Source organism: Caballeronia temeraria (assembly GCF_001544795.2).
GTDB lineage: Bacteria > Pseudomonadota > Gammaproteobacteria > Burkholderiales > Burkholderiaceae > Caballeronia > Caballeronia temeraria.
Genome location: NZ_FCOI02000001.1, coordinates 48399 through 62267, shown reverse-complemented (window position 1 = coordinate 62267; position 13869 = coordinate 48399). Strand labels below are relative to the sequence as shown.

The 13869-nt window shown below is 62.6% G+C and carries 14 protein-coding genes; 4 read left to right on the top strand and 10 right to left on the bottom strand.

What is annotated here, in order from left to right; genetic code table 11:
• Nucleotides 1-37 precede the first annotated feature (37 nt).
• The 7 genes from AWB76_RS00265 to AWB76_RS00235 form a co-directional block, all read right to left on the bottom strand.
• On the bottom strand, nt 38-742 hold the full coding sequence (locus tag AWB76_RS00265; protein WP_096031245.1) for an ABC transporter ATP-binding protein: 705 nt from the start codon (nt 740-742) through the stop codon (nt 38-40).
• A gap of 18 nt (nt 743-760) precedes the next feature.
• On the bottom strand, nt 761-1537 hold the full coding sequence (locus AWB76_RS00260; protein ID WP_061158144.1) for an ABC transporter ATP-binding protein: 777 nt from the start codon (nt 1535-1537) through the stop codon (nt 761-763).
• A 16-nt stretch (nt 1538-1553) separates the two neighbouring features.
• A complete protein-coding gene (locus tag AWB76_RS00255; protein WP_061158143.1) occupies nt 1554-2723 on the bottom strand; it encodes an ABC transporter permease subunit in 1170 nt (389 codons plus the stop codon).
• A 22-nt stretch (nt 2724-2745) separates the two neighbouring features.
• Complete coding sequence (locus tag AWB76_RS00250) at nt 2746-3696, bottom strand: branched-chain amino acid ABC transporter permease (protein WP_061158142.1); 951 nt, start codon at nt 3694-3696, stop codon at nt 2746-2748.
• 212 nt (nt 3697-3908) lie between these two features.
• On the bottom strand, nt 3909-5135 hold the full coding sequence (locus AWB76_RS00245) for a branched-chain amino acid ABC transporter substrate-binding protein (protein WP_061158141.1): 1227 nt from the start codon (nt 5133-5135) through the stop codon (nt 3909-3911).
• A 430-nt stretch (nt 5136-5565) separates the two neighbouring features.
• The gene (ispH, locus tag AWB76_RS00240; RefSeq protein WP_061158140.1) at nt 5566-6528 is read right to left on the bottom strand and encodes a 4-hydroxy-3-methylbut-2-enyl diphosphate reductase; all 963 of its coding nucleotides are present in this window, start codon (nt 6526-6528) and stop codon (nt 5566-5568) included.
• Between the two features lie 2 nt (nt 6529-6530).
• Complete coding sequence (locus tag AWB76_RS00235; protein ID WP_061158139.1) at nt 6531-6986, bottom strand: FKBP-type peptidyl-prolyl cis-trans isomerase; 456 nt, start codon at nt 6984-6986, stop codon at nt 6531-6533.
• Nucleotides 6987-7250: 264 nt separating this feature from the next.
• Between AWB76_RS00235 and radC the strand changes: the two genes are divergently transcribed.
• The 4 genes from radC (at nt 7251) to nadB (ending at nt 10361) form a co-directional block, all read left to right on the top strand.
• Nucleotides 7251-7937 (top strand): RadC family protein, encoded by a 687-nt coding sequence (gene radC / locus AWB76_RS00230; protein WP_244173200.1) that lies wholly within the window; start codon nt 7251-7253, stop codon nt 7935-7937.
• Between the two features lie 224 nt (nt 7938-8161).
• Entirely contained in the window at nt 8162-8395 is a 234-nt protein-coding gene (rpmB, locus tag AWB76_RS00225; protein ID WP_035968094.1) for a 50S ribosomal protein L28, read from the top strand.
• Between the two features lie 11 nt (nt 8396-8406).
• The gene (rpmG, locus tag AWB76_RS00220; RefSeq protein WP_006050116.1) at nt 8407-8574 is read left to right on the top strand and encodes a 50S ribosomal protein L33; all 168 of its coding nucleotides are present in this window, start codon (nt 8407-8409) and stop codon (nt 8572-8574) included.
• Between the two features lie 188 nt (nt 8575-8762).
• On the top strand, nt 8763-10361 hold the full coding sequence (gene nadB / locus AWB76_RS00215; RefSeq protein ID WP_061158138.1) for an L-aspartate oxidase: 1599 nt from the start codon (nt 8763-8765) through the stop codon (nt 10359-10361).
• On the opposite strand, the gene nadC is transcribed toward nadB, so the two are convergent.
• The 3 genes from nadC to AWB76_RS00200 form a co-directional block, all read right to left on the bottom strand.
• Nucleotides 10358-11230: a carboxylating nicotinate-nucleotide diphosphorylase gene (nadC, locus tag AWB76_RS00210; protein ID WP_061158137.1), complete on the bottom strand. Its 873-nt coding sequence runs from the start codon at nt 11228-11230 to the stop codon at nt 10358-10360. The two genes, nadB and nadC, sit on opposite strands and share 4 nt — an antisense overlap.
• Nucleotides 11230-12357 (bottom strand): quinolinate synthase NadA, encoded by a 1128-nt coding sequence (gene nadA, locus AWB76_RS00205; RefSeq protein WP_061158136.1) that lies wholly within the window; start codon nt 12355-12357, stop codon nt 11230-11232. The genes nadC and nadA overlap by 1 nt, the downstream gene beginning before the upstream one ends.
• A 115-nt stretch (nt 12358-12472) precedes the next feature.
• Nucleotides 12473-13669, bottom strand: a complete 1197-nt coding sequence (locus tag AWB76_RS00200; protein WP_061158135.1) for a DesA family fatty acid desaturase — start codon at nt 13667-13669, stop codon at nt 12473-12475.
• Between the last annotated feature and the right edge of the window lie 200 nt (nt 13670-13869).

Below are 13869 nucleotides of genomic sequence, written 5' to 3'. Positions count from 1 at the left end.
GCTGCCAGAGCCGGCTTTTTTCGACAAGCAACAAAACTCACTCGCCCAGATACGCCGCTCTCACCTTCGGGTCATCGAGCATGACCTTCGCGTCGCCGGACATCGTCACCATGCCCGAATCCATCACGTAGCCGCGATTCGCCGCCTGCAACGCGAGGCGCGCGTTCTGCTCGACCAGCAGCACCGTCAACCCTTCCTTTGAAATCTCGCGGACCACTTCGAAGATCTTCTCGACCATGATCGGCGAGAGACCCATCGACGGTTCGTCGAGCAACAGGAGCTTCGGACGCGAGAGCAGCGCGCGCGCCATCGCGAGCATCTGCTGCTCGCCGCCCGACAGCGTGCCCGCATACTGCGACGCGCGCTCCTTCAGGCGCGGGAAGAAGCCGAACATGCGCTCGGTGTCCTTCTGGATGCCGTCGTTGTCGTTGCGCAGATACGCGCCCATCTGCATGTTCTCGAGAATCGACATGCGCGCGAAAATGCCCCGGCCTTCCGGCACCATCGCGAGACCGCGCTTCAGGAGCTCGTGCGTCGGCACGCCCTTGATCGACTGGCCCATGTACTCGATGTCGCCGCCCGAGTAAGGCTTGAGGCCGGTGATGGCCTTCATCGTCGTGGTCTTGCCCGCGCCGTTTGCGCCGATCAGCGTAACCAGTTCGCCCTGCCCGACTTCCAGATCGACACCCTTCACCGCCTGGATGCCGCCGTAGTTCACCTGCAGACCCTTGACCTTCAACATTGCGCTTGTGGTCGCCATTTAGTGCACCCCCGCACCCAGATATGCCTCGATCACCTTCGGGTCCTTCTGCACGTCCTGCGGCAGACCTTCGGCGATCACCTTGCCGTAATCGAGCACCGTCATGCGGTTGCACAATCCCATCACGAGTTTCACGTCGTGTTCGATCAGAAGAATCGTCTTGCCGTCCGAGCGGATCTTGTCGAGCAGACGCGTCAGTTCGACCTTCTCCGTCGCGTTCATGCCGGCGGCCGGTTCGTCGAGCGCGAGCAGCTTCGGATCGGTCGCCAGCGCGCGCGCGATCTCGAGACGCCGCTGGTGACCGTACGACAGATTGCGCGACGTGTAATCCGCGTACTGCAGCACGCCGACATATTCCAGCAGTTCCAGCGCGCGTTCCTTGATCTCGCGTTCTTCGCGGCGCTCCGCCGGCGTCTGGAACACCGCGCCGATCAGACCGTGCTTCGTGCGCACGTGGCGCCCGACCATCACGTTTTCGAGCGCGGTCATGCCGCCGAACAGACGAATGTTCTGGAACGTGCGCGCGATGCCCGCCTTCGCCACCTGATAGACGGCCTCGGGCTTGTAGTCCACGCCGTCGAGCTTGAACTCGCCCGAATCCGGCGTGTAGAGGCCCGTGATCACGTTGAAGAACGTCGTCTTGCCGGCGCCGTTCGGGCCGATCAGACCGTAGATCGTGCCTTCCTCGATTTGCAGGCCCACATCCGACAACGCCTGCAAGCCGCCGAAGCGCTTGTTGACACCCTTGACCGACAATCGCGTTTGCTTTTGGCTCATGTTCGATTCCCCCGCTTTAAGCACGCACCGGCTTCTTGCCGTTGCGCTTCGCGATCTTCGCGATCTTGTCTTCGTGTTTCGCGGCCGGCCAGAGACCTTCCGAGCGATACAGCATGATCAGCACCATCGCCAGACCGTACAGCAACTGACGGATGACTTCGGTATCGACGATCTGGTGACCGAAGATGGCGTTTTGCAGCGGACCCATCGTCGTGCGCAGGAATTCGGGGAACACGGCGAGCAGCACCGCGCCCAGAATCACGCCCGGAATATGGCCCATGCCGCCCAGCACCACGCACGCCAGCACGACGATCGACTCCCAGAACGTGAACGATTCCGGCGACACGAAGCCCTGGAACGCGCCGAACATCGCGCCCGACAGTCCGCCGAACGATGCGCCCATCGCGAACGCGAGCAGCTTCACGTTACGGGTGTTGATGCCCATCGCCTTCGCGGCGATTTCGTCTTCGCGGATCGCGGCCCATGCGCGGCCGATACGCGAATGCTGCAGACGCGTACACACCCAGATCACGAACAGCGCGCACAGCACGAACAGGTAGTAATACATGTAGACCGACGGGAACTTGATCCCGAACAGCTCGTGCGTCTGAGCGAGGCTGAAGCCGCCGATGTGGACCGGATCGATGCCCGTGATGCCCTTCGGACCGTTCGTGATGTTGATCGGACGATCGAGGTTGTTCATGAAAATCCGGACGATTTCCCCGAAGCCCAACGTCACGATCGCGAGATAGTCGCCGCGCAGACGCAGCGTCGGTGCGCCGAGCAGCACGCCGAAGGTCGCCGCGAGCGCCATCGCGATCGGCACGATGATGAGGAACGGCACGTGCAGTCCGCCCGGCGCGAGATGCGCGATCCATTCGAACTGCGACGTCAGCTGCGGCGAGGACAACAAAGCCGCGACGTAAGCGCCGACCGCGTAGAACGCGATATAGCCCAGGTCCAGCAGGCCGGCGAAGCCGACCACCACGTTGAGACCGAGCGCGAGCATCACGTACAGCATCGCGAAGTCGAGCACGCGGACCCAGTAGTTGCCGCCCGCGGCGCCGATGACCATCGGTGCGGCGATCACGAAGATCGCGGTGATGACGCCGACGACCAGCGTCTTCGTCATGTTCTTCTCGGGGATGAGCGTCGTGGACGGCTCAATCGGTTGAATCGAAGTCATTTTTATGAGCTCCTCACAGTCTTTAAGCGCGGTCCGCGACACGTTCGCCGAGCAGACCCGACGGACGGAACACGAGCACGATGATCAGCACGACGAAGGCGAACACGTCCTGGTAGTTGGAACCGAAGACGCCGCCCGTCAGGTTGCCGATATAACCGGCGCCCAACTGTTCGATGAGACCGAGCAGCACGCCGCCGACCATCGCGCCGCCGAGGTTGCCGATGCCGCCCAGCACCGCCGCCGTGAACGCCTTCAGGCCTGGAATGAAGCCCATGTAGAAGTGCGCGTTGCCGTATTCGGAGGCGATCATCACGCCCGCGAGCGCCGCCAGCGCCGAGCCGATCATGAAGGTCGCGGAAATCACGAAGTTCGGGTTCACACCCATCAGCGACGCAACGCCGGGGTTCTCCGCGATCGCGCGCATCGCGCGGCCGAGCTTGGTCTTGTGCACGAGGAGCAGCAGGCCGCCCATCACGAGGAACGCGACCACGATGATCACGATTTCGGTCATCGAGATCACCGCGCCGGGACGGGTTTCGTCGGCGGCGATCACGTTGATCGGATCGGTCGGGAGAAGCTGCGGGAAGGCCAGCGGATTGCGGCCCCAGATCATCATCGCGATGGTCTGCAACAGAATGGACACGCCGATCGCGGTGATCAGCGGCGCGAGACGCGGCGCCTTGCGCAGCGGCCGGTATGCGACGCGTTCGATCGTGTAACCGACGACGGCGCAGACACACGCCGCGATGACGAGTGCGATCGTCAGCATGATCGGTCCGGGCAAGCCGGGCACATGGTTCTGCATGACGCCGATGGCGGAAAGCGCAACCATCGCACCGACCATCAGCACGTCCCCGTGCGCGAAGTTGATGATGCCGAGAATGCCGTACACCATCGTATAGCCCAGTGCGATGATGGCGTAGACGCTGCCAAGCACCAGACCGTTGAGGATCTGCTGGATGAAAATATCCATTTAAAGCTCCTTAGCCCCGTGCGATTCGATAACGCCTTTATCACCGGCCGATAAACCGGTGTGAAGCGAAATCTGAAGCGGCACTGCGCGTACTTTTGAAAAACCGGTAAGGGTTGAGCGCCGATCGTCCGCCCGCGGCCGGATGAGGCTGCAAGCGGTTCACGGACGGATACGAAAACAGCGCCGCCGGATAGCTGGCGCCGCCAGACTGCCTACTGCTTCACGACGTCGAGTACTTCCTTCTTCTTGTCCTTGAAGTCGTACAGCGTGATGGTCCCCGCCTTCAGATCGCCCTTGTCGTCGAATGCGATATGCCCCGTCAGACCGTTGTAGTCGGTCGTGGCGATCGCAGCGAGCACCTTGGGCGCTTCGATGGAGTTGGCACGCTTCATTGCATCGACGATCACGTACATCGCGTCATACGTGAACGGCGCGTAAATCTGCACCGGCGTGTGGAAGCGCGCTTCGTACTTCTTCTCGAAGTCCGCTCCCTTGTCCATCTTCGAAAGCGCGAGTCCCGCTTCCGAACAAACGATGTTCTGCACCGCGTCGCCCGCGAGCTCGGCCACCTTGTCGGTGCAGACGCCGTCGCCCGCGAGGATCTTCGCCTTGATGCCGAGCGCCGCCGCTTCCTTCGCGAACGGGCCGCCCGTCACGTCCATGCCGCCGTACATCACGACGTCCGGCTGGATGCGCTTGATTTTCGTAAGAATCGCCTTGAAATTGCGCGCCTTCTCGGTGGTCGCTTCGCGTGCGGCGACCTTCACGCCGCCGGCCTGCACGGACTTGACGAATTCGTCGGCGAGGCCGCGCCCGTAGGCGCTCGCGTCGTCCACCACGACGACTTTCTTCGCATGCAGCGTCTTCATCGCGTAGCCGGCGAGCACCGGGCCTTGCAGCGCATCGGTCGCCACGACGCGGAACGTCGTCTTGTAGCCTTGCTTCGTGTACTCGGGGTTTGTCGTCGACGGCGAAATCTGCGCGATACCCGCATCGCTGTAGATCTTCGACGCCGGAATCGACACGCCCGAGTTCATGTGACCGATCACCGCGACCACGTGGTCATCGACGAGCTTCTGCGCCGCTTCCGTGCCCACGCGCGGATCGGCTGCGTCGTCCTGGCCGTCCAGCACGAGCCGGATGGAATGGCCGTCGATCGTCAAACCCTGCGCGCTGATCTCTTCCAGAGCGAGACGCGCGCCGTTTTCGTTGTCCTTGCCGAGATGCGCCTGCAAGCCCGTCAGGGGCGCGACGTGACCGATCTTCACGACAGTGGCTTCGCTCGCCGGCGCCGGGGCCGGCGCGGACGCAGCCGGCACGGCGGTCGCGCTCGCTGCCGATGCTGGCGTGCTCGCCCCGCTTTCGTCCTTCTTGCCGCATGCAGTTGCCATTGCAACCGCAGCCGCGATGGACACGGCGTGAGCAAACTTGAATCGCATCAAATAGGTCTCCTGCGCCTCTAAAAACAGTCGTCGTGAACCCTTCTGGCCTCAAGACGCGCGCATTGTAACGCTAAATATGAGACGAGCAATATTCTTGCGTGGCGGGGTTTTCCAGCATTGCAACCACGTTTTTCGGACGATTTTCCCGCAAAAGCGCAACCGGGTTGCGATTCACTTTTGTGCAGTAGTTGCACCATAACGAAAACAGGTTCAATCGGCCGGCATTCGACGGTTACGTTTGCGTACCGGATTTACGGGGAAACCCTGAAGTCTTTTAGTAGAAAATGCCCGTCTCGATGTGCGCCCCAGAACGGTGCCTGGCGCTTGGTTTCATATTTCCCGGCAGGGTTCCTTTTCGTTGCCGCGCGCCGTTTCGCCAGGCGAAAAAAAAGCGCCCGCAGGCGCTTTTTTCGAAGATGCCGCCTACTTATTGCGGCAGCGACAACCCCCGCGGCAGCGGAAACGAGATCGTTTCCTCGATGCCTTCGAGCGAACGCACATTGCGCACGCCGAGTTCGCGCAGACGCGCGATCACCGCCTGCGCGAGCACTTCCGGCGCCGATGCGCCCGCCGTCACGCCGATGCGCTTCTTGCCTTCGACCCAGCGCGGATCGATCTGCGTCGGCGAATCCACCATATAGGACGGGATGCCCCGCTTCTCCGCGACCTCGCGCAGACGGCTCGAATTCGAGCTGTTCGGGCTGCCGACGACGATCACGACATCGCACTGCGGCGCGAGAAACTTGACCGCATCCTGGCGGTTTTGCGTCGCGTAGCAGATGTCCTGCTTCTTCGGCTCCTTGATTTCGGGATATTTGCGCTTCAGCGCGTCGATGATCGCGGAGGCGTCGTCGACCGAAAGCGTGGTCTGCGTGACGTACGCGATGCGCTGCGGATCGGGCAGATCGAGCTTCAGCACGTCGTCGATATCCTCGACGAGATGCATGCCCTCGCCCGACTGGCCCATCGTGCCTTCGACTTCCGGATGACCCTTGTGTCCGATCATCACGATGTCGAAGCCGTCCTGGCGCATCTTCGCGACTTCGATATGCACCTTGGTCACGAGCGGGCAAGTCGCGTCGAACACGCGCAGGCCGCGCGCTTCGGCTTCGCTGCGCACCGCCTTCGAGACGCCGTGCGCGCTGAAGATCAGCGTGGCGCCTTCGGGCACATCGGACAGCTCTTCGATGAAAATCGCGCCCTTCTTGCGCAGATCGGCAACGACATAGGCGTTATGGACGATCTCGTGGCGCACGTAGATGGGCGCGCCGAACAGTTTGATCGCACGCTCGACGATTTCGATCGCGCGATCGACGCCCGCACAAAACCCGCGCGGTTGCGCGAGCAGGATTTCGACGTCGGTCTGAACTTCGTTGAGGCTTTCAATCATGGTTACAGAATTCCGATGATTTTCACTTCGAAGACAAGCGCCTGGCCCGCGAGCGGGTGGTTGAAGTCGAACAGCGCCGCGGTTTCACCGACTTCCTTCAGCACGCCCGCGTAGCGTCCGCCGTTCGGCGCATTGAATTCGACGAGGTCGCCGGGAGAAAAATCCTCGCCGATCATGCTGTTTTCGCGCAGCGTCGCGAGCGACACCCACTGGACCAGTTCCGGGTTGCGCGGCCCGAACGCCTGATCCGGCGTTAGCTGAAAGGTCGAGTGGTGGCCGACCTTCAGGCCCAGCAAAATATCTTCCAACGGTTCCGCGAGCTGGCCTGCGCCGAGCAGGAGCGTCGCGGGCTTCTCGGTGAACGTGTTGACGATGTCGGCACCATCGGCAAGCGCGAGCCGGTAATGAAGCGTGACGTGCGAACCGGGTTTCACCTCGGAGATATCGATGATGCTCATGAGTATTGGATGTGGCCGTTCGTTTGAAGGCCGGGCGCTGGCCCGGCATGGGGCGGCTCTGTGGCGAATGGCAGCGAACCGCGCGGCGCCGGCACGAACCGGACGCCAAAACCGCTATTGTAAGACAGAGTTGTGTCAGGACGCGTCACGCGGCTCACGCCCGTGTGCGCTTGCGCGCGCGACAAGACGTCCCGGAGGATCGCAGTGAGCGCCGATTTGCGGCTCGTCGCGCCGACCGTGCCGTCCGACGATAATCCTCCCGCGATCGCGCCCCTCTTGCCGATCCGCAAATGGGCGCGCGCCGACCGTCCCCGCGAACGTCTGCTGGATGCGGGTCCGACTTCGCTATCGGACGCGGAACTGTTCGCTTTGTTCCTGCGCACCGGCGTCGCGGGCGTGACCGCCGTCGACATTGCGCGTCAGTTGCTGCTGCGCTTCGGGTCGCTGCGCGGCGTGCTGGACGCGCCGGAGTCGGAATTGCGCGAACTGCGCGGCATCGGGCCGGCGCGGGCGGCGACGCTCATCGCCGTGTCGGAGCTGTGCCGGCGCGCGCTCGCGGAAAAAGCGCGCGATCGCGAGTTGCTGAACGCGCCGGGCGCGGTGGAAGACTATCTGCGGCTTCTGATCGGCACGCGGCCTTACGAGGCGTTCATCTGTCTGTATCTGGATGCGCGTCATCAGTTGATGCATGTCGAGGAATCCGCGCGCGGCTCGCTCACGCGCGTCGCCGTCTATCCGCGCGAGATCGTGCGGCGCGCGCTCTCGCTGAATGCGGCGGGGCTCATCGTCGCGCATAATCATCCGTCGGGCGGCGTGGAGCCGAGCGCGAACGACCGCCGGCTCACCAAGACGCTGCAGGACGCGCTGACGCTCATCGACGTGCGGCTGCTCGATCACATCGTCGTGGCGGCGAACGACGTGTTTTCGTTTGCGCGGCACGGCTGGTTGTGATGGCGAGGCGTGCCAAAAAGGTTTGATATTGCAGAGTTTTTCCTGTTACAATCCACGTTTGCTTTTCTCAACCCGCCTGTTCTGAACGAATGCGGTCCTCATTGGCATAACCGTGCTGCCAAGCCCCCGATCGGCAAATTGGGCGATAAGAGGCATCGACACTGAAAGCGAGTGCTTTCAATCGAGCGTTCGACTCAGACTCAACGTGTATTAGGAGTGTCACCATGGCACGCGTATGCCAAGTAACTGGGAAAGGCCCGATGTCGGGCAACAATGTTTCCCACGCAAACAATAGGACCAAGCGTCGCTTCCTGCCGAACCTGCAGAATCGCCGTTTCTTTGTTGAAAGTGAAAATCGCTGGGTGCGTCTGCGCGTTTCGAACGCCGGCCTGCGCCTGATCGACAAGAACGGTATTGACGCCGTGCTCGCAGACCTGCGCGCACGCGGTGAAATCTAAGGAGCACGCACATGGCCAAGGGCGCACGCGACAAGATCAAGCTGGAATCGACCGCAGGCACGGGTCACTTCTACACGACGACCAAGAACAAGCGCAACATGCCGGAAAAGATGCTGATCAAGAAATTTGATCCCGTCGTCCGCAAGCACGTTGACTACAAGGAAACCAAGATCAAGTAAGCCACTTGATATTGAGTAGCCTGCACGAAGACACAAAAAGCCCCGCACTCGCGGGGCTTTTTGTTTTTCCGACGCCGCTATTCACACGCTTTGCACACGACCGTGCGGGGATTTTAGCTGTCACGGAATGTTCATGCGCGTTATGCTTGCCGGCTATCGACGAAGAACACGGACGGAGAACCGGCAGCATGAATTTCGATGTAGCGATCGTAGGGAGCGGGCTCGCGGGTCTGAGCGTCGCGCTGAATCTGGCTGAAACGCGGCGCGTCGCGATCCTCGCCAAGCGCGCGGCGAGCGTCGGCGCAAGCGACTGGGCGCAAGGCGGCATCGCGGCGGTGCTGGATTCGGCAGACAGCGTCGACAATCACGTCGACGATACGCTCGTCGCGGGCGGCGGCCTGTGCGACGAAGCTGCGACGCGCTTCATCGTCGAGAACGGGCGCGCTGCGATCGAATGGCTCATCGACGAAGGCGTACCTTTCACGCGCGATGTCTCGGCCGAACTCGGCTTCCATCTGACGCGCGAAGGCGGCCATAGCCATCGGCGCATCATCCACGCTGCCGATGCGACCGGCCACGCGGTCGTCACGACGCTGAGCGAGCGCGTGCGCAATCATCCGAACATCACCGTACTCGAAGATCATTACGCGATCGATCTGATCACGTCCGATCGGCTCGGGCTGCCGGGTCATCGCTGCCACGGTCTCTATGCGCTGGATGTGAACTCGGGCCGCACCGTGACGATCCAGGCGCCGCACACCGTGCTCGCGACGGGCGGCGCCGGCAAGGTCTATCTCTACACGACGAATCCCGACACCGCGACCGGCGACGGCATCGCGATGGCGTGGCGCGCCGGTTGCCGCGTCGCGAACATGGAGTTCATCCAGTTCCATCCGACGTGCCTCTTCCATCCCTACGCGAAGTCCTTCCTCATTTCCGAGGCGGTGCGCGGCGAAGGCGGCGTGCTGCGCCTGCCCGACGGCACGCGCTTCATGCCCGCGCACGACGAGCGCGCCGAGCTCGCGCCGCGTGACATCGTCGCGCGCGCGATCGACTTCGAAATCAAGAAGCGCGGCATCGACTGCGTGTATCTCGACATCAGCCATCAGCCGCGCGCGTTTCTCGAAGAGCACTTTCCGACGATCCTCGCGCGCTGCCGCGAATTCGGCATCGATATCGCGAAGCAGCCGATTCCCGTGGTGCCCGCCGCGCATTACACCTGCGGCGGCGTCGTCACGGATCTCGCGGGACGCACGGATCGTCCGGGCCTGTACGCGGTCGGCGAAACGTCGTACACGGGACTGCACGGCGCGAACCGGCTCGCGAGCAATTCACTGCTCGAATGTCTCGTGATCGGCCGCGCGGCGGCGCACGCGATCGAAGCGGACGGGTTTTCGAACGGCTGTCATGCCGAGCTGCCCGACTGGGACGAAAGCCGCGTGTCCGATCCGGACGAGGAAGTCGTCGTCGCCCATAACTGGGACGAACTGCGGCGTCTGATGTGGAATTACGTCGGCATCGTGCGCACGGACAAGCGTCTTGCGCGCGCGCAGCATCGCATCGCGCTGCTGCGCGACGAGATCCACGAGTACTACGCGAATTTCAAGGTGAGCCGCGATCTGCTGGAACTGCGCAACCTGGTCGATGTGGCGTCGCTGATCGTCGAGAGCGCGTGCTCGCGGCGCGAGAGCCGCGGCCTGCATTACAGCCGCGACTGGCCCGCGACCTTGCCGAAGGCGCTGCCGACGGTGCTGATGCCGCCGGCCGCGCGCCGCACGAGCCTTTAAAGCAGACGCATCGAGAAATCGGTCGCGCGCACGTCCTTCGTGAGCGCGCCGATGGAGATGCGATCGACGCCGGTCGCCGCGATTGCGCGCACCGTGTCGAAATTCACGCCGCCCGATACTTCGAGCAACGCGCGCCCGGCCGTGATGCGCACCGCATCGCGCATCATCTCGGGCGTGAAGTTGTCGAGCAGGATCGATTCGGCCCGGTGCGCGAGCGCCGTTTCGAGCTGCTCCAGCGTTTCCACTTCGATCTGGATCGGCACGCCGGCCTGCAACGCGAGCGCCGCATCCATCGCCGCGCCGACGCCGCCCGCCGCCGCGATATGGTTTTCCTTGATCAGAATGCCGTCGTAGAGCGCGAGACGCTGGTTCGCGCCGCCGCCCACGCGCACCGCGTACTTCTGCGCGAGCCGCAAGCCCGGCAGCGTCTTGCGCGTATCGAGGATGCGCGCGCGCGTGCCTTCGATCGCATCGACATAGCGGCGCGTCGCGCTCGCCACGCCCGACAGCAGTTGCAGGAAATTGAGGCCGTTGCGCTCCGCCGTCAGCAGCGAGCGCGCGGGGCCGTGCAGCAGCACGACCGGTGAATTCGCCGCCATGCGATCGCCTTCGCGATACTGCCATTCGACTTCGATCGTCGGATCGACGCGGCGCATGACTTCATCGAACCACGGCACGCCGCACAGCACCGCCTCCTCGCGCACGATGATGCGTGCGGTGCGGCGAGTGTCGGCGGGCACGAGACGGCCGGTGACGTCGCCCGCGCCGACGTCTTCATCGAGCGCATCGACGACATTGCGCGCGAGCGCCTCGTCCAGCGCATCGCCGTATTGTTCGCGGACTTCCTCGAAGATCGACGGATACGTCATTACGCGGCTCCCACGTTCGAAAACAGCGTCGTGTCCTTGGCCAGATCGCCGCTTGCCTGCACGCGCTTCTTGTGACGCGCGGCGAAGTCGAGCATGCGGTCGATCGGCAACCGCGCACGCAATCCGATGGCCGGATCGACATGAATCTCGTTGTGACCGCGCTCGAGCACGTCGGCGAGATTGGCGAGACCGTTCATCGCCATCCACGGACAGTGCGCGCAGCTCTTGCAGGTCGCGCTGTTGCCGGCGGTCGGCGCTTCGATGAACGTCTTGCCCGGCGCGGCGAGCCGCATCTTGTGCAGAATGCCGAGGTCCGTCGCGACGATGAAGCGCTTCGCGTCGAGCTTCACGGCGGCGTCGATGAGCTGCGTGGTCGAGCCGACGACATCCGCGAGCGCGACGACGCCTTCCGGCGATTCCGGATGCACGAGAATCTTCGCGTCGGGATATTCGTTGCGCAGCAGATCGAGTTCGATGCCTTTGAACTCGTCGTGGACGAGACACGAACCCTGCCATAGCAGCATGTCCGCGCCGGTCTTCTTCTGGATGTAGCTGCCGAGGTGCCGATCCGGCGCCCACAGGATTTTTTCGCCGCGCGCGTGCAGATCGGCGACGATCTCCAGCCCGATCGACGATGTGACCATCCAGTCCGCACGCGCTTTCACAGCCGCGCTCGTGTTCGCGTACACGACGACGGTGCGGTCCGGATGCGCATCGCAGAATGCGGAGAATTCGTCGGCGGGGCAGCCGAGATCGAGCGAGCAGGTCGCGTCGAGATCGGGCATCAGCACACGCTTGTCCGGGCTCAGAATCTTGGCCGTCTCGCCCATGAAGCGCACGCCCGCGACGACCAGCGTCTTCGCGGCATGGTCGCGGCCGAAGCGCGCCATTTCGAGCGAATCGGCGACGCAGCCGCCGGTTTCATCGGCAAGTTCCTGGAGTTCAGCGTCGACATAATAATGCGCGACGAGCACCGCTTCTTCCCGCTTCAGCAGCGCGCGAATGCGCTCCTTCAGCTCGCGCTTCCGCTCCGCCGACGGCGCGTCCGGCACCCGCGCCCACGCTTCGCCCACTCCACACGTCAGGCCTTGCGGCCGGTCGTACTCGACGCTCCTGATCGCTTCCATGTCCCTGTCCCCTGCTCCGTACCAACAACGTGATGCGAGAATCGGCTGCACAAAAACAAAGACCCCGCCAGAGCGGGGTCTTGTGACGTCCTTAAATTTTAACGGATATCGCGCGTCAGGCGTAGCGGCGCAGACGCAACGCGAAGTCCTGCAACGCCTTGATGCCGCTCTCTTCCGCGCGATGGCACCAGTCCTGCAATTGCGTGACGAGTTGCTCGCGCGACGCGTTCGAGCGGTCCCACATGGCCGACAGATCCTTGCGCAGCTCGATGAACGTGCGCAGTTTCTGGTTGTCCGAGGTCAGCTCCGGCAGTTGCTTGAGCTGCGGCTCGTTCAGGCCGTCTTCTTCCTTGTGGAACCACGTGCGCGCACCGCGCATCAGCTGATACTTCTCTCGCGCGCCGGCTTCCTTCAGCTTCGCCAGTTCCTGCGCGTAGGCGTGCTTGAGCGCCTTGCCGTAACGCGCCATCACTTCGTAGCGGTTCGCGAGCACGGCCTGAAGCGTGTCCTGATCCACGACAGCCTTGCTCGCCGCGAGCTTGGGCGTCGGCGCGACCTTCTTCACTTTCGCGAGACCGACCATCGACATCATGCGGATATACAGCCAGCCGATGTCGAACTCGTACCACTTGCTCGACAGCTTCGCGGACGTCGCGAACGTGTGGTGGTTGTTATGCAGTTCTTCACCGCCGATGAGGATGCCGAGCGGGAAGATGTTCGTGGATGCATCCGCCGAATTGAAGTTGCGGTAGCCCCACCAGTGCGCGAGACCGTTGACCACGCCCGCCGCCCAGAACGGAATCCAGATCATCTGCACGGCCCACACCGACAGACCGACGATGCCGAACAGCGCAACGTCGATGACCATCATGACGCTGATGCCGAGAATCGGATAACGCGTGTAGACATTGCGTTCCATCCAGTCATTCGGCGTGCCGTGACTGAACTTGCGCATGGTTTCTTCGTTTTTTGCTTCCGAGCGATAGAGTTCCGCGCCCTCGAGCAGCACCTTCCAGATGCCGCGCGTCTGCGGGCTGTGCGGATCTTCCTCGGTTTCGCATTTCGCGTGGTGCTTGCGATGGATCGCCGCCCACTGGCCGGTCAGCATGCCCGTGGTCATCCACAGCCAGAAGCGGAAAAAGTGACTCGCGATCGGGTGCAGATCCAGTGCGCGGTGCGCCTGGCAACGATGAAGATAGATCGTGACGCCGGCGATCGTGACGTGCGTCATCGCAAGCGTGAACAGCAGAATCTGCCACCAGGAAAAGTCCAGCAATCCGTTGGCGAGAAATTCAAGGGAAGAATTCAGCAAGGCAGTTTACCTGTGTAGCTGTGAAATTCGGGAAAAATGGCCGGTCGAACTGACTTCGAACGACGTGTTGTGCACATGAAAGGAACGTGCGCAAGTTCGATCGCATTCTACTGCATGCGTTCCAAGCCTTTGTCCTAAAGGTGAAATTTTTTGAATCGTACCAAAACGAGGAAAATCTCACGCCCGGAATTGATGTTGAT

Coding starts and splice junctions, on each gene's coding strand:
- AWB76_RS00265 (WP_096031245.1), bottom strand. CDS start 742: ATGTTGAAGGTCAAGGGTCTGCAGGTGAACTACGGCGGCATCCAGGCG.
- AWB76_RS00260 (WP_061158144.1), bottom strand. CDS start 1,537: ATGAGCCAAAAGCAAACGCGATTGTCGGTCAAGGGTGTCAACAAGCGC.
- AWB76_RS00255 (WP_061158143.1), bottom strand. CDS start 2,723: ATGACTTCGATTCAACCGATTGAGCCGTCCACGACGCTCATCCCCGAG.
- AWB76_RS00250 (WP_061158142.1), bottom strand. CDS start 3,696: ATGGATATTTTCATCCAGCAGATCCTCAACGGTCTGGTGCTTGGCAGC.
- AWB76_RS00245 (WP_061158141.1), bottom strand. CDS start 5,135: ATGCGATTCAAGTTTGCTCACGCCGTGTCCATCGCGGCTGCGGTTGCA.
- ispH (WP_061158140.1), bottom strand. CDS start 6,528: ATGATTGAAAGCCTCAACGAAGTTCAGACCGACGTCGAAATCCTGCTC.
- AWB76_RS00235 (WP_061158139.1), bottom strand. CDS start 6,986: ATGAGCATCATCGATATCTCCGAGGTGAAACCCGGTTCGCACGTCACG.
- rpmB (WP_035968094.1), top strand. CDS start 8,162: ATGGCACGCGTATGCCAAGTAACTGGGAAAGGCCCGATGTCGGGCAAC.
- rpmG (WP_006050116.1), top strand. CDS start 8,407: ATGGCCAAGGGCGCACGCGACAAGATCAAGCTGGAATCGACCGCAGGC.
- nadB (WP_061158138.1), top strand. CDS start 8,763: ATGAATTTCGATGTAGCGATCGTAGGGAGCGGGCTCGCGGGTCTGAGC.
- nadC (WP_061158137.1), bottom strand. CDS start 11,230: ATGACGTATCCGTCGATCTTCGAGGAAGTCCGCGAACAATACGGCGAT.
- nadA (WP_061158136.1), bottom strand. CDS start 12,357: ATGGAAGCGATCAGGAGCGTCGAGTACGACCGGCCGCAAGGCCTGACG.